This is a genomic window from Thermoplasmata archaeon (genome assembly GCA_038729465.1).
Lineage (GTDB): Archaea > Thermoplasmatota > Thermoplasmata > Thermoplasmatales > ARK-15 > JAVRLB01.
The window spans coordinates 1-25,662 of record JAVYRZ010000002.1 but is presented as its reverse complement, the minus strand read 5'-3'; the positions used below and the strand labels follow the sequence as shown (position 1 = coordinate 25,662).

General features: G+C 34.9%; 18 protein-coding genes, 1 tRNA gene and 1 rRNA gene. 12 read left to right on the top strand and 8 right to left on the bottom strand.

From position 1 onward, the window contains the following. Positions 1–35 precede the first annotated feature (35 nt). Positions 36–920, bottom strand: a complete 885-nt coding sequence (locus QXQ25_00930) for a phosphoserine phosphatase (protein ID MEM0160269.1) — start codon at positions 918–920, stop codon at positions 36–38. Positions 921–978: 58 nt separating this feature from the next. After that, positions 979–2,271 carry a serine hydroxymethyltransferase gene (glyA, locus tag QXQ25_00925; protein MEM0160268.1) on the bottom strand — a complete coding sequence of 431 codons (1,293 nt, stop codon included), beginning with the start codon at positions 2,269–2,271 and terminating at the stop codon, positions 979–981. 106 nt (positions 2,272–2,377) lie between these two features. On the opposite strand from glyA, the gene QXQ25_00920 reads away from it, so the two are divergent. Further along, positions 2,378–7,252, top strand: coding sequence for a tetratricopeptide repeat protein (locus QXQ25_00920; protein ID MEM0160267.1), 4,875 nt, complete (start codon positions 2,378–2,380; stop codon positions 7,250–7,252). An 11-nt stretch (positions 7,253–7,263) separates the two neighbouring features. On the opposite strand, the gene QXQ25_00915 is transcribed toward QXQ25_00920, so the two are convergent. Continuing rightward, a complete protein-coding gene (locus tag QXQ25_00915) occupies positions 7,264–9,618 on the bottom strand; it encodes a DNA polymerase domain-containing protein (GenBank protein ID MEM0160266.1) in 2,355 nt (784 codons plus the stop codon). Between the two features lie 241 nt (positions 9,619–9,859). On the opposite strand from QXQ25_00915, the gene QXQ25_00910 reads away from it, so the two are divergent. Continuing rightward, positions 9,860–10,048: a hypothetical protein gene (locus QXQ25_00910; GenBank protein ID MEM0160265.1), complete on the top strand. Its 189-nt coding sequence runs from the start codon at positions 9,860–9,862 to the stop codon at positions 10,046–10,048. A 54-nt stretch (positions 10,049–10,102) separates the two neighbouring features. Then, the gene (locus tag QXQ25_00905; protein ID MEM0160264.1) at positions 10,103–11,044 is read left to right on the top strand and encodes a DNA methyltransferase; all 942 of its coding nucleotides are present in this window, start codon (positions 10,103–10,105) and stop codon (positions 11,042–11,044) included. Here the strand turns inward: QXQ25_00905 and QXQ25_00900 are convergent. After that, positions 11,041–12,198, bottom strand: a complete 1,158-nt coding sequence (locus QXQ25_00900; protein ID MEM0160263.1) for an MFS transporter — start codon at positions 12,196–12,198, stop codon at positions 11,041–11,043. The genes QXQ25_00905 and QXQ25_00900 overlap by 4 nt on opposite strands. A 162-nt stretch (positions 12,199–12,360) precedes the next feature. Here QXQ25_00900 and QXQ25_00895 point away from each other — a divergent pair, with 162 nt between their 5' ends. Then, complete coding sequence (locus QXQ25_00895; GenBank protein MEM0160262.1) at positions 12,361–12,726, top strand: hypothetical protein; 366 nt, start codon at positions 12,361–12,363, stop codon at positions 12,724–12,726. Positions 12,727–12,737: 11 nt separating this feature from the next. Continuing rightward, positions 12,738–14,426: a cation:proton antiporter gene (locus QXQ25_00890; protein MEM0160261.1), complete on the top strand. Its 1,689-nt coding sequence runs from the start codon at positions 12,738–12,740 to the stop codon at positions 14,424–14,426. Here QXQ25_00890 and QXQ25_00885 read toward each other — a convergent pair. Beyond that, positions 14,418–15,848, bottom strand: coding sequence for an MFS transporter (locus tag QXQ25_00885; GenBank protein ID MEM0160260.1), 1,431 nt, complete (start codon positions 15,846–15,848; stop codon positions 14,418–14,420). The genes QXQ25_00890 and QXQ25_00885 overlap by 9 nt on opposite strands. Before the next feature lie 193 nt (positions 15,849–16,041). Here QXQ25_00885 and QXQ25_00880 point away from each other — a divergent pair, with 193 nt between their 5' ends. Then, positions 16,042–16,557 (top strand): adenylate kinase family protein, encoded by a 516-nt coding sequence (locus QXQ25_00880; GenBank protein MEM0160259.1) that lies wholly within the window; start codon positions 16,042–16,044, stop codon positions 16,555–16,557. Then, entirely contained in the window at positions 16,548–17,138 is a 591-nt protein-coding gene (locus QXQ25_00875; protein ID MEM0160258.1) for a CDP-alcohol phosphatidyltransferase family protein, read from the top strand. The genes QXQ25_00880 and QXQ25_00875 overlap by 10 nt, the downstream gene beginning before the upstream one ends. Here QXQ25_00875 and QXQ25_00870 read toward each other — a convergent pair. From QXQ25_00870 to QXQ25_00860, 3 genes are all read right to left on the bottom strand, one after another. Further along, complete coding sequence (locus QXQ25_00870; protein MEM0160257.1) at positions 17,112–18,191, bottom strand: hypothetical protein; 1,080 nt, start codon at positions 18,189–18,191, stop codon at positions 17,112–17,114. The genes QXQ25_00875 and QXQ25_00870 overlap by 27 nt on opposite strands. Before the next feature lie 81 nt (positions 18,192–18,272). Further along, positions 18,273–21,214, bottom strand: a 23S ribosomal RNA gene (locus tag QXQ25_00865). Positions 21,215–21,513: 299 nt separating this feature from the next. After that, positions 21,514–22,119, bottom strand: coding sequence for a hypothetical protein (locus tag QXQ25_00860; GenBank protein ID MEM0160256.1), 606 nt, complete (start codon positions 22,117–22,119; stop codon positions 21,514–21,516). A 415-nt stretch (positions 22,120–22,534) separates the two neighbouring features. Between QXQ25_00860 and QXQ25_00855 the strand changes: the two genes are divergently transcribed. From QXQ25_00855 to QXQ25_00835, 5 genes are all read left to right on the top strand, one after another. Continuing rightward, complete coding sequence (locus QXQ25_00855; GenBank protein MEM0160255.1) at positions 22,535–22,999, top strand: single-stranded DNA-binding protein; 465 nt, start codon at positions 22,535–22,537, stop codon at positions 22,997–22,999. Between the two features lie 62 nt (positions 23,000–23,061). Beyond that, positions 23,062–23,925 (top strand): ribose-phosphate diphosphokinase, encoded by an 864-nt coding sequence (locus QXQ25_00850; protein MEM0160254.1) that lies wholly within the window; start codon positions 23,062–23,064, stop codon positions 23,923–23,925. A gap of 31 nt (positions 23,926–23,956) precedes the next feature. Beyond that, complete coding sequence (locus tag QXQ25_00845; GenBank protein MEM0160253.1) at positions 23,957–24,721, top strand: RNA 2'-phosphotransferase; 765 nt, start codon at positions 23,957–23,959, stop codon at positions 24,719–24,721. A gap of 1 nt (position 24,722) precedes the next feature. After that, positions 24,723–24,795, top strand: a tRNA-Ala gene (locus tag QXQ25_00840). A 420-nt stretch (positions 24,796–25,215) separates the two neighbouring features. Continuing rightward, positions 25,216–25,488, top strand: coding sequence for a transcriptional regulator (locus tag QXQ25_00835; protein ID MEM0160252.1), 273 nt, complete (start codon positions 25,216–25,218; stop codon positions 25,486–25,488). Positions 25,489–25,662 lie beyond the last annotated feature (174 nt).

Here is a 25,662-nt window from a genome sequence, read left to right as displayed (position 1 = left end):
ACTCATAATTAAAATAAAAATATAAGGTTTTGCCTTTACATAAATCCTGCTTTCTGCAATATGAGTATGTCTTCTGTGCTGAGCGGTTCTCCTTTCTTAAACTTCTCAAAAATAGCATCTGCGGTTTTCTTGAGCTCGCTTTCACGCTCTTGCTTCTTGGTATTTCTCTGCTTCTGCCTTAATCCTGTAATTATTTTCTCAAAGTCTCTGAGTTCTTCTATTATATCATGGATTGCCTTTTCTTCTTCTCTCTCTTTTTGTGAAAAATTTATAAAGCTCTGATGTGCCTCATCAGATTCTCTTTTGGATTCGGATGCTTTTTCAAAAAGCTCTATGGATTTATCATGAAATTCTTGAGATTTTGTAACTGCTTCTTCTAGCTGGCTCTGTATTGTATCAAGTTTCATCTTAGCTACCGATATGTCCGCTTTTTTCTGCATGTACTCTTGATTCTTTTTCATCGCCTCTTCTTCTTCCTTTTTCATTCTTTCAATCTGTGCATGCAGCGCATGTATCTCTTCTACCAGTGCTCTTTCTTTATCAGACGTTAAAACAGTGGTTTCTTGTTTGTGTTCCAGATCTTTAATTCTCTTCCTAAATTGAGTGATATTACCTTCTCCGGTTCTATTTGAAAATTTCTTTTTGATCTCTTTTAACTCATCATAACTTTTTTGAAGCTTTTCTCTCCATTCTTCTCTTTCAGCTTTTAACTGTTTTACCTTATCATTCAGAACGTCCCGCTGTTCGCGAAACTCTTTCGCTTCTCTAAATAGATCTTTGGTTTTCTTGTTTAAGTCATCTCTAATACTTGCTTTATTCAAAGCTTCGTTTTCATAACTTGCTTGCTGAACTTTATGCAAGTCCAGATCTTTTTTTAATTTTTCGTATTTCGATTCTATCTCTTCAAGCAGATCAGCCATAATTTATACACCTAAAAAGTAAGTAAGGAGAATAATGAGTTAGATATAATGGTTTCGCTTACTTTGTGATTTTAATATAGTCATATGCTTCCGTACCTTCATTGAAGCAATAATACAGCTTAGTATAACTTTTCTTAAATTCAATTACTTCCTTTTTTACAATCTCCGGATCTATCCTATCTATTGCTACTTTCTTAATCAGAACTGCAACTTCATGCATTTCCCGTTCTTTCATTCCTATTCTGGTAACTTCCTGAACCCCTATTCTTATGCCGCTCGGGTTCCTTGGCTTGTTTGGTGGATCGTAAGGTAATAGATTCATATTTGTTATAATATTTGCTTTTTCCAAACTTTCTGCAACTTTCCTGCCTCCACCATATCTCGAAACATCCATAACCAGTGTATGTGATTTTGTAAAACCTAATTTCTCTCCGAGTACATCAAACCCAAGCTCATGAAGCTCACGTGCCAGTGCCTGAGCATTTCTTATTACCTGATCTGCATAAGATTCTCCATATTTTAAATGCTCAGCCAACGTTATTCCTAATGCCGCCATAGTATGCAGATGATGATTGCTCAAAACTCCTGGAAATATTCCTTTCTGAACCTTGTCCCACATCTCCTCATCCTTAGGATTCGCCAATATTATTCCCCTCTGCGGACCTGGCAGAGTTTTATGTGTACTACCGGTAATAACATGAGCACCTTCTCTCAGAGGATCTTGAAATCTCTTGCCTCCAATTAGACCAAGAACATGCGCACCATCGTACCATACTGTCGTATCTGACTCTCTGAATGCATCAGAAAGCTCTTTTAACGGAGTGGGAAACAAAAATACAGATTGCCCAAATAATGCTACTTTAGGTTTTACTAATTTTATTAGCTTTGCAGTTAGATCGACATCTATATTCATATTCTCAACGTCAAAAGGATAGTTTATTATATGCAATCCCCTAAAACCTGCGGTTCCAAATTTAGCGCTGCTTATATGAGCTCCGCCAGCTAGTGGCAATGCAGTTATTATATCCCCCGGATCTGTTAATCCAAATGTAACTGCTTGATTAGCATTTGTTCCTGATATGGGCCTTACATCCGCATAATCAGTTTGAAATAATTTTTGAGCCAGCTCGGTTACCATATTTTCAATCATATCTACATAGGCATTGCCCTGATAATATCTTTTACCTGGCAATCCTTCTGCATATCTTGCTTGAAGATCTGTAAGTGTCATCTCTAATGCCATGGGCGATATCAAATTTTCAGATGCAATTAATGGTATGGATTCTTTGAAAAGTTGATTATGTTGTTTAGCAAATTCTATGATCTTATTTGCATAATCTATTTCATTCATTACTATCACCAAGGTACTATAACAGATAAATTTATTTAACACTTTCTTCTATCTAATTTTCATCAAAACGGAATATATATATACTCTATATTTATATATTATTGATATGGGTTCAATAGGATCTATAGCAGACAGCATAAAACTCGGGGATTCTATATTTTTTTTAGGCTCTGCATTTTCCACAGAGTTAGGATATCCAGATCCTGTTAAAATTGCGATATTATTGAAATCCAGATTTTTTACTGAAAAAGAGCTATTGGAAAATAATAATATCAGTAACTCAAATAACATTAGGATCATTCTTAAAGCACTGGAAAAACATGGAGTATCTAAACGGGAAATATTCAAATTTATAAAAGAGATATATAAGCCAGATCCATTAAAATTGACATTAAATCCATATGAAATTCTTTACCAGATTTTGAAGTATTATCCCGAAGATAAAAATATATTTATATTTACTACTAACTTAGATCTTGATATAAATTTAGTGTTTGGAAATGAGGCTACATATATTGTATATAAATCAGATTTTGAAGCTTTAACCACGATTTTGGATGAGGGAGATGTGTTGAAAAAGAGAAGAATATGGATCGTAAAAATAAATGGGGATATCTCTAACGCAGGGGCTCTAGATATCTTAACAGAGAGTGAAACTTTTTCGGAGATTCGTAACCAGTTTTTTAACATTTTTAAAAAATATATGGTTAAAAAAAAGGCTTTGATTCTGGGGTATAATAACATTAATGATGTTTATATTTGTGATTTATACAATAAAATCAGGGAAAGAGAGCATGAATCTCAGGACACAATAGTATTAAATAGATATTTTGATTTTATATTAAAGCGGTTCAACAAAATAAAATATCTAACAACCATATATATTACTTCAGTTTTAAAGGATATTCTGTACAATATTGCACCTGTGTATCTCAAAACAAGTTTTATAAATCTTGAACTGGATAATTTAATAAGCAACATCGTTTTAAAAAATGAGAATATTTTAATCTATGGATATATGTATTCTGGAAAAAGCACGACAATAAAAAGACTTTCAAAAATGTTTGAAAAATATGATGTTTTTGAAATTTCTAGAGAAAATACAGAACAGGATCTTAAATTACTAAAGAAAGAGTTTAACAAATACCACCAAACTGCAATATTTGTAGATTTTTACATTTATAAAAATATTTTAAAATCATCAATATCCTTTGACCAAGAAATGATAGATTATGAAATTTATGAGATTTTCCAAAATTTCACCAATATTGTGCCCCATAATGTTACTGTTAAAGACGCAGAGAATCTGATACAGTTTTTCATGACTTTAGAGAATATTCCAGATATCCTAAATTCCCAAGAGTTAAATAATGCTGTCCTAAATACTGCACATGTAAACTACGACGGGTCTGATACCTATAGCCCAGCGATAATATATGAACTTATTAAACTCCTGAAAAAAGATGAAAAGCTAGTATTTTTACAGTATTATTCTAAGATGATTAAGGGTGGAAATTTTTCGTCGAACTTACCCAGTGAAATAGATTCATATTCTTCTAAAACTGCGTATAAGCTTTCATTAGATCTCCAAAAAAGAATATTATACAAGGATTCTATGACAAAGCTATTGAAAGAAGGCTTTGAGTTCAAAAATATCATTAAAAACATTTTCCAAGAATCAATAAATAGCGCTATGCCCGCAATAACAAGCTTGTCGATCGATAGAATTGGCATTTTTGTACTGTTAGATTTGCTAAATAAAAATGAGAAATCACATTGCCGATTTTTGGATTTTTTGTATTTGGCCTGGAATAACCTCTCGATTTCTCAAAAAAAATTAATCTGCTATGAAGTTGACCCACAAAACGACTTAATCTACAATTTTCTGGATTTGATCTTTGCAAATGATGCAGAATTGAATCATTTTAAAGAGCTTATTGAAGAAATTATAAGAGAAAACCCACTATCTTTAATAAAATTCAATAATTTAATAAAATATGATAATGCTATTCAACAAAAATTAAAAACAGTTGAAGATGGGATATTAGACTGTAATGTTAAAATACAAGCAATCGATAAATATATAGAACCCTTGACCTCTGAAATATTAGAATACGGTGAGGACTTAAAAAATAAAGTTAAAGATATAGATATCACTATATTGAAGGATGAAAACATAAAGAATAATCCAATTTATGAGTTCGGATTAGGATGGCTTGAAAAACGTAATCCGATAATATCTGAAAGTATAGAAAAGAAACTGGATTATGCAATTAAAAAAATTAAAAATAAAGAAAATATTTTTATAATTGGAGAAAAGGGAGTTGGAAAAACTACGTTTATGTACTTATTGTACAAAAAGCTACAAGAAGCAAATAATAAGATCTATGTTGTACACTCTCTTTTAAATCCAGATTATGAAGGGATATATTTCATAGACAATGTAGATCAGGTAATGGAGGATATAAGTGCTTTGAACACTTTTCTTAACTCTACTTTTGTAGTTTCTTGTAGAAAAAATAATTGGCTGGAAAAAGAATTTAGACCACTCAGAGGTGATCTTATAGAGCTTTCCCCTCAAGATTTCGATTTTAAGACCTTAAGAAACATTTTAATCTCAATATTAGACTCTGAAAAATTTTTGTATAGTGAAGAAGGACTGGAAGAAGCTGTTAGAAGAAGCGGTGGACTTCCTATATACTTTGATTCTTTAATACTCTTTTTGAAAAATAGAAATAGTCTGCTATCTTTAGATCTCGCAAAAATTGTTCCTGCAGAATTTTACAGCATCATAGCCAATACAATCAGGGATCTTGAAAAAAATGAATTTATGATATGGATTCTGTTTATAATTGCAAATACCAAGAAGAACAGGTTGCATTATTTGCATATAAAAGAACTTAAAAAATTGCTGTCTGAGCAAAATGTAAAGGGAGAATTTATAGAAGATTATGTTTCTTTTTCTGGAGACATATACTTTTTAAGACATGATGTTTGGAAAGACCTTTTGTTAACCAAATGGCAGGATTTAGATATAAATATTGAAGAGCCTTCTATCTTGAAAGAGCTAAGAAAAAAAGATTTAGATTCTCTGTTAAGGCAAGCCATTAAAAATTGTATAGAGAAATCTACAAATATGAATGCAACCGTCGCAATGGAGATTTTAGTTATCACGCTAGAAAATTATAAAGATTTCGGAGAAGAGATATTGAAAATTGCCTTATCGCACAAAAAAGAGGATTGGAGAACTCTTGTAATAGATACCCTTGCAAACGCAGACCCAAAAGTATTGGAACGTTATTTGGGATCTATAACCGTAGATGAAAGAAAAAAAATGGCAGAGAATTTAAAAAATGCTCCTAATGCCCATCAAGTAATATACAATAATCTTGTAGAATATTATAAATCAATTTCTAAAAAAGATCAGAATATCAGAGCCAAGCTGGCAGATTCTCTCAAAAATCTTGGAAATTCTTTTTCTGAAAAAAATGAGCTGGACCAGGCGATACAAAAATATACTGAATCTTTGGATATTTATAGGAACTTAGTAACGATTTACCCTTCTTTTGAAAACGAATTAGCCATGGTGTTAAACGATCTGGGAATAGTGCTCGATCTGAAAGGGGATCTTACAAATTCCATTAAAGCCTTTGATGAAGCATTGGCAATCAAAGAAAAACTTTCAAAAACAGATATAAAGAATAAAGTGGATCTTGCAATAATATTAAACAATCTTGGATTGGCATATTATTCTAAAAATGCATTTCAAATATCTATAAAAATATATGATTTAGCTCTAGACATCTACAGATCAATTGAAAATGAATACAATAATTATGAAGAAGATATAGCCATGCTCTTAGATAACCTTGGCCTTGCACAAAGAGATTATGGCTTGATCGAAGAGTCAGTGCAAACGTTCAACAAAGCATTAGAAATATACAAAAAACTTGATAGAGAAGATTCTAGATATGAATCTGACGTGGCAGAAGTTCTGAAAAATATGGGCGTTTCTCTAGAAAGAAAAAAAGAGCCAGAATCAGCAATTAGAAATCTGGAAAAAGCACTGCATATCTATGAAAAACTTGTAAGAATAGATTCGAGATATGAACAGGATCTGGCAGAAACTTTGGCATATTTAGGAGAAACCTATGCATCCATAGATGAACAAGATGAAGCAATCAGATTCTTCAATAGTGGGTTGAATATATACAGGGCTCTTGAAAAGAAAGATGCAAGATTTGAACAATATTCTTGCAAAATAATACAGAATCTTGGAAAACAATACTATTTAAAAGGTAACACTGATCTGGCAATAAAACTACTGCGAGAATCTTTATATGTATTTAGAAAAATGTCAATCTTAGATAACAAATTCGAGCAGAATATTGCAGAAAACCTGACTGATCTAGGAACTGCGTACTTTAATAAAAAAAGCTATGAAGAATCTTCCATTAGTTATAATGAAGCCATATCGATATATAGAAAACTCAAGAGAGAAGATGAAAAATTCAATGTTTATCTTGCCAATAGCTTAATGTTGCAGGGAAAAGTCCTAGAAAAATTAAAAAGCCTGGATTATGCAATATCTAGATACAAAGAAGCAATAACAATATACAGAGAACTTTCAGAGAAAGATAAAAGATATCTAGTCGATCTTGGATTAAGTTTAAATAAGCAAGCAAGAATATTTTACATTAAGAATGAACTAGATTCTGCAAAAGTTATTTATGAAGAATCTTTATTGATCTTTAAAAAGGTGACAGAAGAATCGAAGATATATGCACAACATCTGGCAGATACTTTCTCAGCTCTTGGAATAATATATTTAGAGATTGATAAGATTGATGACTCGATAGCCCATCTAAACAATGCTATTGATATCTATAAAAAACTTATCGATACCAATCCTGATGCATATTCGAATTATTCAATCACTGTTAAAAGCTTAGAATCCGCAATTATGAAAAGAGGATTTTAATAAAAATAATATCACATAAATTCTTCTAGTGTCCTTTTCTTTTTTTTGTAAGTATCATCATAAAGGGTTTTTTGTTTTTTCCCAGTAAGAAGTTGATCCTGGTCCATGTCAAATACTTCTGTCACTCTTGCTAAAGTTTCAGCCACTCTTCTTGCATAATAATCATAATCCGGTTTTTTTTCAAATTTTTTACCGGCGATATAAGGTTCTACTTCCTGACGACTTTTTTTGTCACTGACCACGATCCACGACACTTTCATTCCTGGAAAAACCTCTTCTCCCATATTCTTCAGTTTTTCATAAGCTTGTACATTCGACATGGATTTCGGGTTTTTATAGTACTTTGAATCTTTCATGGATCTTGAAATTACTAACTTTTCTGGACTTACTTCCCCATTTTTTATTGCGTTGATTATTTTTACTGATTCTTCTTTAGCTCCTTTAATATCATTGTTTAAAATTAGCTCGAATATTTTCATCAATGCTTCACTTTGAAGATCAAAGCTGTCAGTACGCCTGGTCTCATAGCCCCTAACAATTATTTCGCCTTTCTGTGAGGCAGGATATACTATCCTTCCTACATATCTTTTTTTTGCTCCGTGTGAGAAAAATGGCTCTAATACATTCTGAAACTCAAAAGTAAGCATCTCTTTGGCTGATATCTCCTTAGAAATGCTCTCTCCGAACTCTATTGTCTTTTCTAAATCATCATATATAGAGCGGAAAAAAACACTATCTGTATCTCCATATATTACAGATATCTTTTTTGATTCTAACTCCTGGATTATCCTTTTTACCGTCTCTCTTGCAAACGCAGTGATGCTGGCACCTATATTTGTATTTGTAAATCTATAAAACGAGGATGCAAATACACCATAAAACGAGTTCATCAAGATCTTTATTGCCTGCTGCACTCCATCGTAATGTTTTCTTGATTCTTCATCTGCATCTTTCATTTTTCTCTTTATTTCATCTCTCTGGTGCATAAGGTCTTCCAAAATTTTCGGTATTAATCCCTTCCTTTTTTCTGCAGATAAAAATTTTATGCCTGTAGGGCTAACTATGTCACCATCTTTATCTAATGTAGTAAAGCAGATATTGTATTTTATTATCACTGATGGGTACATAGACTTGAAATCCAGTACGCATACCCAGTGATATAATCCAGCATTGATTGTATGTACATACCCACCTTCAATTCGCTCCTCGTCACCTCTATCTTTCATTAATGGTACTGCAACATTGTTTCTATCTGCTTCTCGGATCAATATAGAATCAATAAGCGTAGAATTTCCACTGTTCAAAGCATCATCAAGAGGAAGCATAGATACTGTAGAGATATCCATATATTTTTCGAGAGTTTTCAGCTTTTCAAATATTTTTAAGGTTAGTATAGAATCTTTAATACAGTACTCTATCACTTTTTTCTCATTATTTTTCCATTCTGTATCAATCTGTGTTCTATTTACATCCAGTTTCTCTTCTCCTAATAACTGCTTTGAAACTGCATTTAAACTTTCTTGTTTTGGTCTTAGTTCTTTTTTAACGCTCCACCATGTATCTACAACTACCCTTCCATGAATCCTCCAGAACTGGTTCATGATCCTCTGAGGCTTAGATTTATCACGCCCTATTAAAAATTCTATGCCTTCTTCTTTAGCCCTCTCCAATAAGTAAGGAAGATCATACCCATCTATATTATATCCCGTAATAACATCTGGGTCTTCTTTAATTACATATTTTATAAAATTTTTTAATATCTCAGCATTTGATCCTTCAAAAGTACTGCTTTTAATATTATCATTTTCTTTAATTGTTGCAGCTATTGTAAATATCTCTTGTTTTTTTAATGAGTTTTCAATATCAAAACTCAATACTTTAAGCACAGGTTTGAAATCTGGAATATTTGTAAATTCTTTTGCATCTATAACTATGTCTACTGAATATTTATGCTTGAACTGTTCAGTCACTTCGTCTCCTTTAACTTTGATGCAAGATGAGAGATTCATGTCATATATAAAACGATGATGAAATGGTATGTCTGCTGCAAGCACTTCACAGTAGTTTTGAAGCTCATTTCTATAAGCAGGTACCTCCCAAGGATGCTTTATAGTAACTTTTAAACAATCCTGATTTTTTCCATCCAGCCATAATTTTACATTCTTTATGCTGATCACGTTCTTGTCAGATTCCAGTCTTTTTCTAAGATCAGGAGAATTTGATGCCAGATAAAAATAAGGATAAAAACCGCTATATCTAACCAGTACAGAACGCTGATCATCACTTTTCCCGAACAACTCTACCACTACATTATTTTCATCTGAACGGTCGTAAGAACCTGTTAAGAGTCTTATGTTTATTTCCATTACGGTTTTATATATGCTTTTTACTGATATTTATTTTTCTGTTTACAATTCACATACTCAACTATGCAATAATTACAATTATATTATCATTTAGACAGAGTATTTTTACCATTAATAATACAATTTGCTTTCTATAAAAACGATAAAATAAAACAATTTTAGCAATATTTTACAATGGCATAAAGCATAGAAAAGTTTAATAATTACTACAATATTAATAATAAAATAGGAGTGCTGAAAAATGGTAGAAGTGGATAGGAGTCCGGATATAATATTTCCAAAATATAGATCAATTGTTAATGGAATTGTTCTCAATTGTCCTTTGAGAATATTTGATACTGATGAGGTATCTTTGGAAACATGTAAAAAATGCAAAAATTTCATAAGAGTTGAAGATAACAAAGTACTTTGCGCTGTTTCCTGGATCTAAACTCTTTTAAATAATGCAATGTATATTTTGGAGTTTTCTGGCGAACAAAAAACAATGCCTTTAGCTGAGTTAAGAGGCATACTTGAAGGAGAAAATATCAGGTACAATTATTTTGCAGATTTCCCTGTTTCTGTTTTTTCTGATATAAAAAATGTAGAGAAAAGAGCTGCTTTTACAAAAACTATCAGTACCTATCTTTTTCAATCTGAGATTGATAGTATATTAGGCAAAATGAAAAATATAGATTTTAATGCTGAGTCATTTGCAGTTAGGATAAAAAACTACAGCACAAAAAATGTAGACACCAGAGCTCTCGAAAAGAAGATAGGTGGAATATATTATAAAAAAGTGAACTTAAAAGACCCAGAAAAGGAAATAAGAGTTTTGATAACAAATGAATCCGTATACGCTGGATTTATGATCCATAATAGTTTTAATAAGAGCATTAGAGAAAGAAGAAATGAAAAACGACCATTTCGTACAAATTTGTCATTGCCACCCAATTACGCACGCTTTTTAGTGAATTTAGCAAGAGTAAAAGAAAAAGATACAATTCTTGACCCATTTTGTGGTGGCGGGAGTATTCTGATAGAAGCAAGTGCTATGGGCATTAATGCCAATGGTACAGATATTGATATAGATATGGTACAAGGCGCAAAAAAGAATTTAGAACATTTTGCCCTAGATGCATCGGTGTACCATGGTGATGTTTCTAAAATTAGCGAATATTTTGGCACTTTAGATGCAATAGTAACTGACCCACCCTACGGTAGATCTGCATTTATAAACAAAGAGAATGTATCAGATCTTTATGACAGAAGTTTTAGAGAATTTAAAAAGCTGGTTAAATATGGTGGCTTTATATCTATAATTTTGCCGCATTATGATTATATTAAAATCGGCAGTCGATATTTTAAGTTAATAGAATATCATAAGTTAAAAGTGCATAGAAGTTTGAATAGATACTTCTGCGTTTTTAAAAACGTGCAAGATTAAGTTCCCTTTGCAAAGTGAAGAATCGGTAAGAACATAATTGTGAATATTCCTAAAAATATCCATCCTATCGTATAATTAGATAGGTCAACAATGTATCCAAAAAGAAAGGGACTGAACGAACCTACCAAGATCTGCACGCTGTTTATAAGCCCTATTGCCAATGGCAGATATTCTGGCTCTATTTCAGCATATTCTGCGGGCATGGCATATAAAATAGAGAAAACTATTACATCTAAAAAGCCAATTAGTATCACTATTGCAAAAAGGTTCACAAGATCAGAGAATGGAATTAATATAAACAGTACCCCTATAGATAATGCTGGTATGTACATAAATAGCTTTCTTTTCCCTAGTTTATCCGATAGTTTACCACCAATAGGACCACCTACAATGCCCATCAATAAGATCATTGAAGACATAACTCCAGCGAAGGAAGGAACTATATGCTTTATGCTTTCAGAGTAAGTAACCAGGAATTGTGCAGCAGTAAAATACGCTCCCCAGAACCCGGATAATCCTATTGCAAGTGCCCATACGCTTTTTGATGTCAGCACCATCTTGATCTTAGAATAAATTTCAGAATCAGCATCATTTTTTACATCTTTGGGAATTACAATAATGTTCTCAACAGTAGTGATCAGTCCGATTATCCCGCCCAAAATTAGGCCGATTCTCCAGCCCAGAGAGTAGGATATTATGGCCCAAACTAATATTGCAAAGCCACCACCAAAGTTAAATGCTCCATTATAAATGCCCATCACATATCCTTTATTCTCGCCTTTAAAAAGCCTGTTAAGTATCGGTATTATCGGCGCAAAATAGAATGCTGCGCCTATCCCAACTACAAATCTGAATAGCAGTAATAACTCGAAGTTTAAAGCTAATCCAGAAAATATTGAAAATAAAGAGATTAGCAAAAGTCCGGTCATCGCTGTATTCTTAGCACCTATTTTTGTAGAAATTATGCCTGCAGGAACTTGAAATATACCGGCTCCTAACATAAACACTGTTGGCAAAAGCCCTAATAGTCCCATACGCAAGCTGAATGTTGCAGATATTAATAAAAATGCAGGGGCAATATTGTACCAATTAAGTGCATATATTGCTCTAGAGAAGACTATCGAATAAATAGCCAGCCCGTTTTTAAGGTTCATCCAGTTCAGCAAATTAAAATTTGTATTAAATACTTCTGTTTTTATTTATACGTTTATTATGACTTCATTTGTTTATCAGAAAAAGGTGTTAAAAGTCAAATTTCTTTTGGGCAACAGAAAAAGTTTTAAGAATACTGACCGTATATCTTCTTACTGATAGAAATGGATGTTAAAGAGTCAACATTGCCGGAAGTAGGTACAAAATATCAGTTTGAGACTAGATTGGGAACTGTCTTTGTGATCTGTAAGTTTGACGGGGATAAACAGATTTATTTTGAAGATAAAAATGGTAAGCAAGCGGTGATATCGCTAGAAGATTCAGATGCAAAGATTTTGGGGGCTATATTGCTTGACATATATATAAACAACTTAAAAAATAAGATAAATGTCAGGGCTCCTAACAATGATGAGATTGATAAAATCAGTAAAGAGATAAAAGGATGTATAGGAATAATAAGAGATAGAAAATACTTAACACAAGAAAATCTAAAGATTGAAAAAGAGGATCTTATAATACTCAAGGAGTGATTTTATAGCTCATGGATTACTTTTTTTTAACTCTTGGTGTTATCTTATTATTATCACTTGTTGGAGGTTTATTTGCATATAAACTAAAACAGTCTCCAATGATTGGATATTTATCAATAGGGTTAATAGTAGGTGCTTTAGTATACATACCTATACTGACTGATCCAGTAAAAGTTCTGATCTATAATAGTTCTGTTATTCAGGATCTTTCACAGATAGGACTGATTATGCTGCTTTTCTTTATAGGGTTAAACATCTCACCAAGAAACTTCACGAGAATTGGAAAACTGGCGCTGGTCCTGGCAACCGTAGACCTTACAGTCACCATTTTTACAGGATTTATAATTGGAAAAATATTTAGGTGGGATTTTGCAGATACGTTGTTTCTCGCATTTATAATTAGCCAGAGCAGCATTATAATCACTGCCAAATCGATAGAAGACCTTAAAAGATTGACCACCACCGAGACAGAAACACTTCTAGCTACCTTAATTCTTGAAGATTTTATATCCATTATCCTTGTATTTTTCGCAAACGGGTATATGGTAACAAAAACAACTACGCCAGCAGCATTGTCTATTGAAACTGTTGGAATAATTGTATTGCTCTTGTTTTTTATCTTTTTAATGTTTTTTGCAATGCCTTTTTTGAAAAATCAGATTTTCAGAGCCAAAAATGATGAGTTTTTGATCATCTTTGCATTAAGTGCCCTCTTTTTAGTAAGTGCTCTTCTGAATGTATTCGGGGTCACGCCAGCCATCGGCGGGTTTTTTGTGGGTATGATTTTTTCTGAAACTAAGCTGGCTAAAGACTTTGAGCTCAAGTTGGCGCCTATAAAATACGCATTTGCTTCCATATTTTTCGTTACGTTTGGATTTATGATCAATCTGCCAGAATTAGTTTCACAATGGAATATCATAATTGTATCTACAATTTTTATTGTCATCGATGAGGTAATTATATTGAGCATTTTTGCATATATGTTTGGGTTCAGCTCTAAATCTTCAGTATTGATAGGAAGCGGAGCATTGCCCAGAACTGAAGGATCTGTAATATTTGCAAATATAGCGGTTTCTATATTCATAGCCTCGGGAGGTCTGATACTAACTAAGGCATATGTACTGGTTGCTATAACTGGTGGAATATGTATACTTACAAGCGTAGCTACGCCGTTCTTCCTTAGAAACACTGAATCCTTATCTAATGCTCTAACTAAACTTGTACCTAAGTATTTAAGATATTCCGGTTCTGTAATTTCCAGAACTTTAAAGCCTTTATTTTTCCCAAGGTACATTCCATTGAGATCGCATACTTACTCGGCTTTGATTGTATATATTGTAGCCTTTGCGTATATTGCATTTCTTCTATTTTATAATAGCATGTTACACATTTATGTGTACATAGGCGTCCCTATACTGCTTTATTTTATTTGGTGGGCAACTAAAAATGCGATCAGGCCTATTATCCATAACTCTCAATATTTAAATATTGGAATGAACAGAAAGAGTGGCCTGCATATACAGAGAATTGTAACTCTGACAATAACTGTCCTGATGGGCATGATCATTGTTATTTCAGCTTTATGGAACTTTAACTGGATCTATGCTCTTGCCGTAATATTTTTTGCAGTACTTTATTTGCAGGCAGAATACTATTATTTCTATATTAAATCCAGTGTCAATAGCATTACTTCATCTTAGCCTTAATTTAGATTTTTCATTATTTTGTGGATTTCTGGTTCTTACTATTGAAAATATCCCTGCAAAAACAAGAAGAATTATGCTTACAAAAAGTGCATAATGTATACCTGTCATGAACTTTGACGAAACTTTTCCGTTAAGTTTACCTAATCCCAGAAATACTTCAAAAGCAACATATCGTGGTACTGTTGCTGCTGCTACTGTTATCGTTATCACATAGCTCATAAGAGTACCCATATTAGTAAGAGTTCTGAGCAGTCCTGAAATAGATCCGTAAATTTTTTTTGATGCTCCAGACATCACTGCACTGTTATTGGAAGGCCAGAACATAGATCCGCCAAAGCCAGAGATCATGGAGCCTCCAATGATAAGGTATATTGAACTTGTCAGGTTCAGTAAAAAGTATACCGATACTCCTGCCGCCATGAAAAATATGCCTGTTGTTGCCACTAATCCTGCTCCAATCCTATCAGATAGCCTGCCCATCAATGGAGCAAGCATACTTGCCAGAACATATCCAGGAACCAGAAGAAGAGATGCATACAGTGGCGTGAAACCCCTGATTCCCTGCATATACATTATCAGTATGAATATCACTGACAAATACCCAACTGCCTGTAAAAAAGCAGCCATCAGAGAAAAGGTTAGTATGCGCTCTTTAAATGCGCTCAATTCTATTACTGGATCTTTAACCTTCAATTCTGTAAATATGAATGGAATTATCAATAGCAAGCCAATGACAATAATGATCATATTAAATGCTGACAACCCGTTTCCTGCTATATCAATAACTCCGTATGAAACAAGCCCCAGCAAAACTATTAACATTGCTGTCCCGGCATAATCTATTTTTACGTTGGTTCTCCTGTTATCTTTAATATATTTAAGTGCTATCACAAATCCGATCAAACCTATTGGAACATTTATATAGAAAATATATCTCCACCCAATTAAAGTGGTTATTACGCCTCCAAGCACAATACCAACTGTCCCGCCAATATTCCATCCCATGCTCGTTATTCCAAAAGCTTTTCCTCGTTCATTTGGAGGAAAATGATCTGCTACTATCGCACTGCTATTAGCCTGTATTAAAACCGCTCCAAACCCTTGAAACGCCCGCATGACAATGAGAAAATCAACGTTAGGAGATGCACCAGCCGCGGCAGAACCCGCTATAAATACCAAAAATCCAATATTGAATATTCTCCCTCTTCCAAAGATATCCCCAAGCCTGCCCATCTGAGTGGTCAAGGCCGCGAGAAATAGGAGATATATTAATATTACCCAGATAGTGTCAATAAATGGTGCGTTTAAACCAACGGTCAAAGTTGGCAATGCGAGTATTACTATCGTTGTATCTACAGCAGACATAAGGGTGCCAATAAGTACGCTTAATAAAATCCAGTTCCTGTTTTCAGCCATAAGATCACCTTTGGAGTCGGATCACTCCCGCGGAGTCGGAACACTCCAGCGCCAAAAACCTTTTGCTTGAGAGCTATCCTTGCAACATTGCATGGCTTATAAAGGCTGGCATTGGTTATATTTCCATACTCTATTTCTACTTTTCGCTTACACCGTAGAAAGTTTTTTAAAATATATCAATATTACATTCATTGTGATAATAGCTATATCTGGAACTCCAGGAACCGGAAAAACCAGTGTTACTGAGCTTTTAAAAAATAATTATAAGGTTGTTCATTTAAATACTCTGGCAAAGGAAAAAGGGTGCTTGAAAGGATATGACAGAAAAAGAAAAGTAAGGATCGTGGATTATAAATGCCTGGATTCCAAAATAGATGACGTTCCAGATATTGTAATTGAGTCCCATTACGCACATCTTATGCGCTTTGACATTCTCATAATTTTGAGAACAAAACCGGATGTTCTCAGAGAAAGATTAGTTAAAAAGGGATTTTCAAAACAAAAAATTGACGAAAATCTTGAGGCAGAGGCGTTGGGAGTAATAACAGAGGAAAGCTTGGATTTTATGGATCGAGCATTCGAGATAGATACCTCTTTCATCACCGCACAGATGGCTGCAGATCTTGCACTAAAGATCATAGTTGAAAGACCGGATGAATACAGGATTGGAAAAATAGACTGGAGCGAGGAGATTTTGAAATGGTATTAGATTCTTATAGAAAAAATGTGGATAGCATACTTGAAAAAATCGCAAGACCGTTTTTGATATTTAAACCAAACACTCTATCATGGGCAGCATTTGTTTTTGCAGTATTGGGAGGCTTATTTTTTTATGTTGGACACATCTACCTGCTACTATCTTTTTTGATGATACTCCTAAACACCCTCCTAGATGCAGTAGATGGCAAAGTGGCAAGGATGAGAAACTTGACTTCTAAACGTGGAGACTTCTTAGACCATTTACTGGACCGCTATGCTGATACGGCCATAATAGCCGGCATAATGTTTTCTGCCTATACTCAACCTGTCTGGGGGCTTTTAGCCCTTACCGGCATATATTTTACTAGCTATGCAGGAACACATGCTCTCGCAGTGACACACCAGAGAGATTATGGTGGATTATTGGGCAGGGCTGACAGACTTGTACTTTTGGTTATTCTTCCGATTCTGCAGTTTTTCAATATTCACCTTTACGCCTATTCCATTACCACGATAATAATGATCATAATTGGAGTTCTGGGAAACATTACTGCAGTGCAGAGATCATACAGAACCTGGCGCAAGATCTAAGTTGTTCTTTTTCTTCTTTATCTTGTAATACAGAACTGGATGAGTTAAAAAATCTTGAAGACATAATCTATCGTTCACTTCATATTTTACACATAACCCATAAGATTCCATGGTCTTGCATTTTGGCGTGGAATACTCTTTTCCTGATCTCTCACCTATTATGTGCGAAACCTGGTATTCAGTTAACTTTTCGTCAAAATCCGGCGCTTTTGTAAACAGCTGCATTATTTCATCCTTGCTCATTCCTATCTGATTCAAAAATGTTACAAGCGTAAATCTTGCTAAATGAGGAATATTTACACCACTCTCAATCTTTGACAAAATATCTTTTATGCATGGTGGCAGTGCATTTATCTCAAATTCACCTAACTCTGCAATATTGTATTTATTAATTATGCTATCTCTTAATTCTAATATTTCAGATAATTCACTTTTAAAATACTCTTCAATATCTATCTTTTGCTCTGATAATTTCTTAATCTCTTCTTTAAAAGTCTTTACAAAATATTCTCTTATAAACAGCGAAATCTTTTTTTTATCATCTTCTAAATTGAAAAGTACCATCCCATTTTCCAATTTCTGGGACACTAGCCTGTTTTTATCAGTAAAATCAGAAGAGATCATAATATATTTTAAAAAACTTATCTTTAAAATCGATCCTGCAAATTCATATTTTATGTTCCAGTTTTCTAATATGGACTTTATGATATCGTAATTTAAAATTTTATTTCCCATATCCAAGTTTTTTAAGACTGCCTCTTCAACTCTATCTCGCTTTAAATTTATGTATTTGCTAGTCAGAACAGGATCATTTACGCTCGACAAAAATATTTTTGAAATGATATACGCGTAAAAAATGCTATCCCCATCATAGCGCTTATAATCTAAATGATACTCGTTAGGATTAAGCGCATATTTTAATTCCTGGAAAAACAATGCTCTGGCATCCCTGTACTCAGATCCCTGCAATAACGTTGATACCTCTAAATCCTTATAATTTTTAGCATACTCTCTTATGAACGGGAAATCTATTAAAACTTTATCAACACTCACAACACATAAAAGTCATTTCATATTAAAATACCTTTTTATTTCAAAAAAAACAATTAAGATAGATCTTTAGCATGGATCTGTGCAGATGTATATTTGAACGTTAGTAACTGTGGGCTGAATATCTCGCCCGAAGGCTTGACACTTACACCCCAGTCCTATCAAACTCTTCTTCTAAGAGCGCTCTTAACGGTGCCTCGTTTTTGGGCTTGCTTCGTGCTTAGATGCTTTCAGCACTTATCAATATATGGCGTGGCTACCCAGCAACTGCCTTGTCAGACAACTGGTAGACTAGTGGCCACGAACCCCCGTTCCTCTCGTACTAAAGGGTCCTTCCCAGCAGGCACCGACGCACTTCCATCGAAAAGCACCCCTACTGTCTCGCGACGTAGTGAACCCATCTCACGATTCCTTTTAATGGGCGAACAGCCCCACCCTTGGCAGCTAATACACCACCAGGATAGGAAGAGACGACATCGAAGTAGCAAACCGCCGGGTCGATATGAACTCTTGCCGGCGACGACTCAGTTATCCCTGGGGTAACTTCTCTCTTATCACCCGCCCCCACTAATGGGGACTGGGTGGTTCGCTAGACCCTACTTTCGTATCGCGGTTAATTATTGTTCTTAACCGCGTCAAGCCAGCTTTTGCTCTTATACTCAACAATGGATTTCTGACCCACTTGAGCTGACCTTTGGAGGCCCTTGTTTCCGTATTAAGGGCGTGGCGCCCCACCCAAACTGCCCACCTATCGTTGTCCTTTTGTTAAAGTTAGCAATATAACCTCGAAAGGGCGGTGTTTCATCATTGCCTCCAGTCAAGCTTGGACCTGACCTTCGACGGCTCCCGCCTACCCTACACAATCAAAGCCATATCACAGCAACAGGCTGCAGTAAAGCTCCACAGGGACTTCGCTTTCAGATGGAAGAGATTGGATTGTGCACCATTAAATTGATTTCACGGGACTCAACCCGGGGACAGTGGGACCCTCGTTGAACCTTCATGCAAGCCGCCAATTAAGCGGCTAGGTATTACGCTACCTTAAGAGGGTCATAGTTACCCCCGCCGTTTACCGGTCCTTCGCTCTCTTGTACGAGATTTTCAGATACCGGCACTGGGCAGGTTTCAGCGGCCATACATATGTTTACACACTTGCGGCCACCTGTGTTTTTGTTAAACAGTCGGAGTCCCCTTGCCACTGCGACCTATTTTTTCTCGAAATAGGCACCCCTTCTTCCGAAGGTACAGGGCTATTTTGCCGAGTTCCCTCGGGTTGATTGTTCCCACACGCCTTGGGCTTCTAACCCAGGGGCACCTGTGTCGGTTCTGGGTACGAACGTGAACTTGACCTTAAGAAACTTTTCATTGGCTCTGGGAATGAACTAAACCCACCCTAGGCGGGCTCACATTCTTTTCTTCCACTTCTCGTTATTACAACACTCCATAGAATTCAAGAATGCAAAAGATTAGACTAGACCTCTTAGTCTATCCCAAAACGTCATCTCTTAAACGAAACATTCACGGGGCTGGAATATTAACCAGCTTCCCATTCGATCAATTCCAATTAGGATTGACCTTAGGATCGCCTTACTCTTGGCTGACGAACATTGCCAAGAAACCCTAAGCCCCTTCGGCGGTGCCGAATCTTACGACACTTTGCTGCTACTTACGCCAGGATCCACGTTACTATTAGGTCCACCCCTCTTTACAGAGAGACTTCTACCCTAACAGCACGCCCTCCTACCGGATCACTCTTTTGAGTGCCCAAATGTCTCGGTAGCTGACTTAGTCCCGTCCATCTTCGGGGCCTAAACCCTCGATGGGTGAGCTGTTACGCACTCTTTAAAGGGTGGCTGCTTCTAAGCCAACCTTCCCACTGTTTTAGGGTTCAAACGCCCTTTGCATTACATTTAGTCAGCATTTTGGGACCTTAACATTTGTCTGGATTGTTCTCCTCTCGGGTATCAAGCTTATCCCGATATCCCTAACTCCTCACTTCTCAGGTGATAATATCTTCGGAGTTTGAAAGAAAAGCGGAACCTTTCGGTTCTTAACTTCTCCATCGGTGGCTCTACGACATTATCTACCTCCATGAAGGCCTACCTGCGGGTAGTCTCGGAGGGAACCCGCTATTGCCAGCCTAGATTGACCTTTCACCCCTAGGCCCAGGTCAACCGAACGAGTTGCACATCAGAACCGGGTCGGTCCTCCACCCAGCTTTCGCTGGGCTTCAACCTGCCCAGGCCTAGATCGACTGGCTTCGGGTCTCCCGCTATTGACTTTAGGCGAGCACACCTCGTTCCTCACTTCATTGCGAAGTTGCGAACCTGTTGCTTTCGCTACGGCTCCTCTATTAAATAGATTAACCTTGCCAATAACCAGAACTCCCTGGCCCGTTCTTCAACACGGAGGATAAGACATTAGTCAGGTTTTTATTATAAAACCTTCATTCCTTCCATGCCCTATCGAGTTATCACTATCTGGTTTCAGGGACTTTTCAACCCCCTGCCGGGGTACTTTTCAGCTTTCCCTCACGGTACTAGTAAGCTATCGGACTCGAAGCATATTTAGAATTAGATCTTAGTGAGACCCATCTTCTCGCGCGATATCCAACGCACGATACTCGGGATACTTCTTCTTGTAACTTGAACAGTTACGATTACAGGGCTGTAACCTTCTATGGCAAATCGTTCCAGATCACTTCATCTTCCTGTTCGAGGTATTAAAAAAAGTCCACACTCCACATCTCACTTCTCTTTCAAGAAGAGATTCGGTTTGTTCTGTTCCGCTTTCTCTCGCCGGTACTAACGGAATCTCGGTTGATTTCTTTTCCTTAGGGTACTAAGATGTTTCAATTCCCCCAGTTCCCGTTTCTCTAAAGAAACTACATTACTGTAAAGAAGTCTCATTCGGAAATCTTCGGATCTAAGGCTCCATGCGCCTACCCGAAGCATATCGCTGCTTGGCACGTCCTTCTTCGCGATTCGAGCCTAGCCATCCACCAGATAGTTTAGAGCAGCATCTGCACTAATCCATCTTGCCGATCTATCTTATGATTGGCTTCATCGAAATGAAATATTTCTAAGCCCTTCCCCGATGATATAGTATATTCATCGAGTGCATTTTTTAAGGTAAAAAAACCATAAGCTTTACCTATATTTAAGATTAACGCTTTCTTTTTTATACTGTCATGGCAGCCACTATTATTTTTTTCTCTATATATTATAATACCTTCTCAAATTTTCTATGAAAAACATTTATTTGACTTGCTAATCATCAGCTTTACATCTTTTGACTACTAAAAACGATCAAGATTTTTTTTTCTTTACCTGTTAACTATCAACTCTTCTGCTATTTTTGAGTCTATCAATAGTTTACCGATGCCTTTGGATATATGTAGGATATCACCCTTTTGAAGAGAATAGTCTCTCTCCTCATCTGAAATAATACGACTACTTAGGATCATTAATAATATAGATCCTGTTTCCTTTTTTTCCTCTACTTTTTTTATCTCTACTGTCTCTTTTGCCGGTGGTAAACCTATTTTCTTGACTGTTTCATATGTTTCATAAAATTTATTTGTTTCTAAAAAATTCTGAAGCCCTTCATAAAATAATTGCTCTTCTCCTGTTAAATTAATAATTTGTGCTCCTTTAGATATAAATTGGTTATTCAATATCTGTAATGTTATCTTTTCTAACCTTAATTTTACAAGCTCTTTGTAAATATTTTCAATATTAGATAGCCGCTTTAATAAATTACCATATTTCTCATTTTCCTGCTTTAAAAAGGTGTCTTGAATTTCGTTCCTGAGTAATATTATTTCTTTTTTTACATTTTCATAAAAATTATCTGGTATTTTAATTAATTTCTTCGAATTTTTCTCTTCTATTTTTAAATCATACAGTCTATCTATAATATTATTCTCCATTATGTTTTGATATGCTTTTTAACTATTTTAATTTTTTAGAACACTTTTTGCCAAATTTTCATTGCTTTAAAAAGATCTGACTTACCTACCTATACTTTTTGCCTTTTCAGTCATTCTCTATCGGTTTATTTGTGCTGTTACGGCGCAGTAAAATCAACCATGTTTATTTAACTGCTCCCTCCTACCCACACAAATATGTTACCTTAGCTCAATTCTGTTCCCAATATTCAATTCTCAAGATCTACCTTTTCGATAAAATTTTGCTTTTTGCTACTGAATCAACGTAAATATTTATAATGGCAATATTCTGTTCACGTAAAATTTGAATAGAAACTTTTATATACTACTACGAATTACAACCATTTGCCTATTTTTATTAGAGAAATAGGGAAAAACGAAAAAGGATGTAATAAATATGGAAGGAACAACGAAAATAAAAGATCTAACACCTGATTCTAAAAGAGTTAATGTGTTAGCAAAAGTAGTAAGCATCGGCGAAACGAAAGACATACAAACCAGATTTGGCGAGACAAAAAAATTGACAGAAGCCGTATTGGGCGATGATTCAGGATTGGTCACCATGACATTATGGGGAGATCAGATCGGCATTATTGCACCATCAGACACTGTAGTAATAGACAATGGATACACCTCATTAGTAAGAGGACATCTAAGGCTAAATATTGGGAAATATGGAAATATAAAGAAAGCAGAAGAGACTATAGAGACTATAAATAATGAGAATGATATGAGCGCTCAAGAGCATGAGCAGACATTTAGACATAACAATAAAAGATTCCAAGGGAATTATAACTCAGGCAGCTCAGGAAACAATAATAATAGAGGAAAAAGAGATTTTAGGCCAAGAAGACAATTCTAAGTAATCCTCTTTTTTTTATTTTTTTAGAAAGTTTTTTTTATTTAATACTATTATAGTTATTTATGAAAATAGTAGCTGGTTCTGCATCTAGAAATATTGCTAAAAATCTTGCTGAAAAACTTAAAACTGAAATTGCACACACAGAAATAAAGAGGTTCCCAGATGGAGAAGTATATATTCGATTGTTTGAAAATCTGGATGACCAAAATGTTATTTTAGTGCAGAATACTTATCCTGATTCAAATATTATAGAGCTTTTATTATTACAAGATGCAATTAAACAGTACAAGATAAAAAAATTGATAACGGTGATACCATATTTTGGATATGGGAGACAAGATAAAAGATTCAATGAGGGGGAGCCTGTAAGTGCCAAATTAATGGCAAAAATATTACAAATGAACAGTGATGAAATAATTATCGTAAACTTACATGCTAGCGATACGCTAAAATGGTTTGATATCCCGGCATACGAAGTCAGAGCTGAATATGCTCTGGCAAAGTACCTAGAGCGATTTAAGCCGGATATAATCATATCGCCTGATAAAGGGTCCATAGAACGTGCTAAGTATGTAGCAGATCTTCTGAATGTGAGATATGATTATTTCGAGAAGAAGAGAATTAGTGGAGATAAGGTGGTTATCGAGAAAAAAGATCTTGACATTCAAGGTAAAGTAGTTGCAATTGTGGATGATATGATCTCTACTGGAAGCACGATAATTGCAGCTGCACAGATTTTAAGAGAGCAAAAAGCAGAAAAGGTTGTGGTGGGATGCATACATGGAGTATTTGTTAATAATTCACTTCAGAAATTAGAAATGTATGTAGATGCTATAATATCTACAGATACTATTGAAAATGAAAAATCAGTAGTGACTGTAGCAGATCTTATTTATGATCAAATAATGAAAAATAATTTAAACTAATAGATATTTAAGGTAAAAGAATGTGGAAAAAATGAAACTGAAAATATGTCAAACTCATGGCCCTTTCAGAGGGGAAAATTGCCCGATCTGCGGGCAGGAAGGAAAATTTCTGTTAAATGATTGGGAAACTGACGCGGTAAGTAGAATGTTAACTGGTATTTTAAGGCATTTCCCGGATAAGTTTAATTTAAAACTTGATGAACATGGATGGGCTAGCATAAATGATGTTGTAGAGGCAATTAAAAAAAGACATCCTAGATTTATGTGGCTAAAACCTATGCATGTTGAATATTTTATAATGACCGACCCAAAGGGTAGGTTCCAGCTTGATGTAAATGAAAAAAAAGTTAGAGCTGTTTATGGCCATTCTATAGATGTAGATCTCACCGATTTGCCAACTGACAAAATTCCTGAAAAACTCTATTTCCCTACTACGGCTGAAGAAGAAGAGTTTATTTTAGAGATAGGATTAAAACCAGGCGAGAGAAGATGGGTACATTTGAGCAAGACTTATGAAGAAGCGTATATAGCAGGGAAACATAGAACTGACGATCCAGTAGTATTAGAGATAAACTCCAAAGATGCTCAGGAAAACGGTATAGTTTTTTACAGAGCTGCAAAAACGATATATATAACAAAAGAGATTCCTGTCCAGTTCATAAAGCATGCTAGAAAAAGGAAAATTGAAGTGCCTGAAGAAGAATTAAAAATAATTCAGCAAGAAAAAATAAGGAAAGAAAAAAAAGAGAAAGAGAAGCTTCTTAAAAAAGACAGATATAAAGAAGAAGAAGATTAAAGGGCCGATAGATCAGCTGGTAGATCGCCACACTTGCAATGTGGAGGCCTGGGGTTCAAATCCCCATCGGTCCACTCCATCCAGATCCACTGGTTTTTGTACCGTCAGAAAAAAGTTCAATTTTCTCACTTCGTTTATGGCATCATTTTGATTTGCATGCAAATATATTTGTGTGGATGACAGCTCTTCATGGCCCAATAACCTTGATACGTAAAAAATTGATACTCCTTGCCTTAACAGTTTTGTGGCATATGTATGCCTGGCCATATGCGGATGAAACTTGACCCCAGCCTTTAAAGCCACAAGCTCACAGCGTTTTCTGAAATAATCATATGTCATCTTGTGTGTTTTTGAGGTAAGATATTGTGATCTTTTTCATACACACCATAGTATAGAGTATACTTAAAGGTGTATAAATACTTTTTGTAGTATAGTCTATACTTCATAATACAAAGGGATATAAATCGGTTAATGTATACCTTATAGGGTATAGGATGATAAAAAGCCTTGAAGGACAGCAAGGAATTCTACGTCTGCTAATTTATTTATCTAGTGTTAATGAAGTTAATTTTCAGAGAATAGTTTTTGAAACTGACATTTATGATCGCATTTTGAGACTAAGTCTTGAAAAATTAAAAGAGTTAGGGCTTGTTAAAACAAGAATCGATAACTCATCCTATCCACCAAAGAACATGATCAGCTTAACTGAGAAAGGCAAAAAAATAGCTGAATACTTGAAAAATATTGAAGAGGTGTTGAAAAAATGAATGAAAAATATATTGTAAAAAAAGGTCGTGCTAAATATTTTTTATATACGTACAAAGATGAACCTGAGCTGGAAAAATTAGTTAAAGAAAATTATAAAGATATTTTCGGAGAAAATTGTATATGGTTTGAAAAAAAGAAGGAAATTACAAGTGCCATGGGAATAAGTTCAATTC